This is a genomic window from Roseibium litorale (assembly GCF_014842915.1).
Lineage (GTDB): Bacteria > Pseudomonadota > Alphaproteobacteria > Rhizobiales > Stappiaceae > Roseibium > Roseibium litorale.
The window spans coordinates 1-2,500 of the sequence record NZ_JACYXI010000032.1; the positions used below are offsets into that span (position 1 = coordinate 1).

1 tRNA gene and 2 rRNA genes (1 of these 3 cut by a window edge) are annotated in these 2,500 nt (G+C 55.0%); all 3 read right to left on the minus strand.

Annotation, left to right across the window (positions count from 1 at the left end):
• Positions 1–73 precede the first annotated feature (73 nt).
• Positions 74–150 (minus strand) — tRNA-Met (locus IG616_RS22775).
• 70 nt (positions 151–220) lie between these two features.
• Positions 221–335: ribosomal RNA gene (rrf, locus tag IG616_RS22780) — 5S ribosomal RNA — on the minus strand.
• Between the two features lie 307 nt (positions 336–642).
• A 23S ribosomal RNA gene (locus tag IG616_RS22785) occupies positions 643–2,500 on the minus strand (it continues 877 nt past the right edge of the window).

Genomic DNA, 2,500 nt, shown 5'->3' on the forward strand with positions numbered 1-2,500 from the left:
TGCATTGACGGGACTTGAACGCGTTTAGCCCCGCTGTTTTGCGAGGCTTGTTGTATTATTTTTTGGTGTATTTTGGTTGCGGGGGCAGGATTTGAACCTGCGACCTTCAGGTTATGAGCCTGACGAGCTACCGGGCTGCTCCACCCCGCGCTAGAGGCTATATTTCTTGAGGATTGAAGAGATTGCTTCGTGTTGAAGCTTTATTATCTGCGCTTTGCAGGCCTGGCAGCGACCTACTCTCCCACACCTTAAGATGCAGTACCATTGGCGCTGGGGAGTTTCACGGCCGAGTTCGGGATGGGATCGGGTGGGGGCTCCCCGCTGGGGCCACCAGGCCGGCAAAGGGCAGATAATTTCCCTCACGGCCTGTTCGCGCTTTTGACAAAAGCGCTGGCCTGCGGGAACGCGCCCGACGGGCGGCCCACATTCGTGGGCGTCAAACCTTCCGGCTTGATGGCGTTTCCTTGAGGGATCATGAACTGGTCTATTTTTTAAATCGATGACTTTAGCACCAACGAAGCGTCAGCTTTGCAAGCGCACCGCGCGCCGGCCGGTCAGGCCGCCCTCGCGGAGGGCTGCGCCCGTGAGCACAAACCCGATGTTGAAGCCTTCAGGCTTCAAGATGAACATTGACTAATGAGAGTAATCAAGCCGAACGAGCTATTAGTAAAGCTAAGCTTCATGCATTGCTGCACTTCCACACGCTTCCTATCGACGTGGTGGTCTTCCACGGCTCTTCAGGGAGAACTCGTTTTGAGGTGGGTTTCCCGCTTAGATGCTTTCAGCGGTTATCCCTTCCGTACATAGCTACCCTGCAATGCGGCTGGCGCCACAACAGGTCCACCAGAGGTACGTCCATCCCGGTCCTCTCGTACTAGGGACAGATCCTCTCAATTCTCCTACACCCACGGCAGATAGGGACCGAACTGTCTCGCGACGTTCTGAACCCAACTCACGTACCACTTTAATCGGCGAACAGCCGAACCCTTGGGACCTGCTCCAGCCCCAGGATGTGATGAGTCGACATCGAGGTGCCAAACAATGCCGTCGATATGGACTCTTGGGCATCATCAGCCTGTTATCCCCGGCGTACCTTTTATCCGTTGAGCGATGGCCCTTCCACGAGGGACCACCGGATCACTATGGCCGTCTTTCGACTCTGCTCGACTTGTCAGTCTCGCAGTCAGGCAGGCTTATGCCATTGCACTCAACGAGCGATTTCCGACCGCTCTGAGCCCACCTTCGCGCGCCTCCGTTACCATTTGGGAGGCGACCGCCCCAGTCAAACTACCCGCCACACACGGTCCCGGATATTGTTGTACCGCGGTTAGATATCCATGCAGACAAGGGTGGTATTTCAAGGATGACTCCACCAAGGCTGGCGCCCTGGCTTCAACGTCTACCACCTATCCTACACATGTCGACACGAATACCAGTGTGAAGCTGTAGTAAAGGTGCACGGGGTCTTTCCGTCTGACCGCAGGAACCCCGCATCTTCACGGGGAATTCAATTTCACTGAGTCTGTGCTGGAGACAGCGGGGAAGTCGTTACGCCATTCGTGCAGGTCGGAACTTACCCGACAAGGAATTTCGCTACCTTAGGACCGTTATAGTTACGGCCGCCGTTTACCGGGGCTTCAATTCGGAGCTTGCACACCTCCTCTTAACCTTCCGGCACCGGGCAGGCGTCAGACCCTATACGTCGTCTTGCGACTTCGCAGAGCCCTGTGTTTTTGATAAACAGTCGCCACCCCCTGGTCTGTGCCACCCCACAATGGTTGCCCACTATGAGGTCTCCCTTCTCGCGAACTTACGGGAGCAATTTGCCGAGTTCCTTCAGCACAGTTCTCTCAAGCGCCTTGGTATGCTCTACCAGTCCACCTGTGTCGGTTTCGGGTACGGTTTATACGTGGGAGCTATTTCCTGGAACACCTTCGCTGCACCCCCAATCCAGTAAGGGGATACAACACACGGCATCCGTCACTACCCACAAGCTGCAGAATATTAACTGCATTCCCATCGACTACGCCTTTCGGCCTCGCCTTAGGGGCCGGCTAACCCTGCTCCGATTAACGTTGAGCAGGAACCCTTGGACTTTCGGCGAGGGTGTCTCTCACACCCTTTATCGTTACTCATGTCAGCATTCGCACTTCTGATATCTCCAGGAGCCCTCACGGGTCTCCCTTCGCAGACTTACAGAACGCTCCGCTACCGCGTGATCCGAAGATCACACCCGCAGTTTCGGTGTATGGCTTGAGCCCCGGTACATTTTCGGCGCGGAACCCCTTATTTAGACCAGTGAGCTGTTACGCTTTCTTTAAATGATGGCTGCTTCTAAGCCAACATCCTGGTTGTTTTGGGAGTTCTACATCCTTTCCCACTTAGCCATAACTTAGGGACCTTAACTGGCGGTCAGGGTTGTTTCCCTCTTCACAATGGACGTTAGCACCCACTGTGTGTCTGCCGGCTAGTACTTCCCGGTATTCGGAGTTTGGTTAGG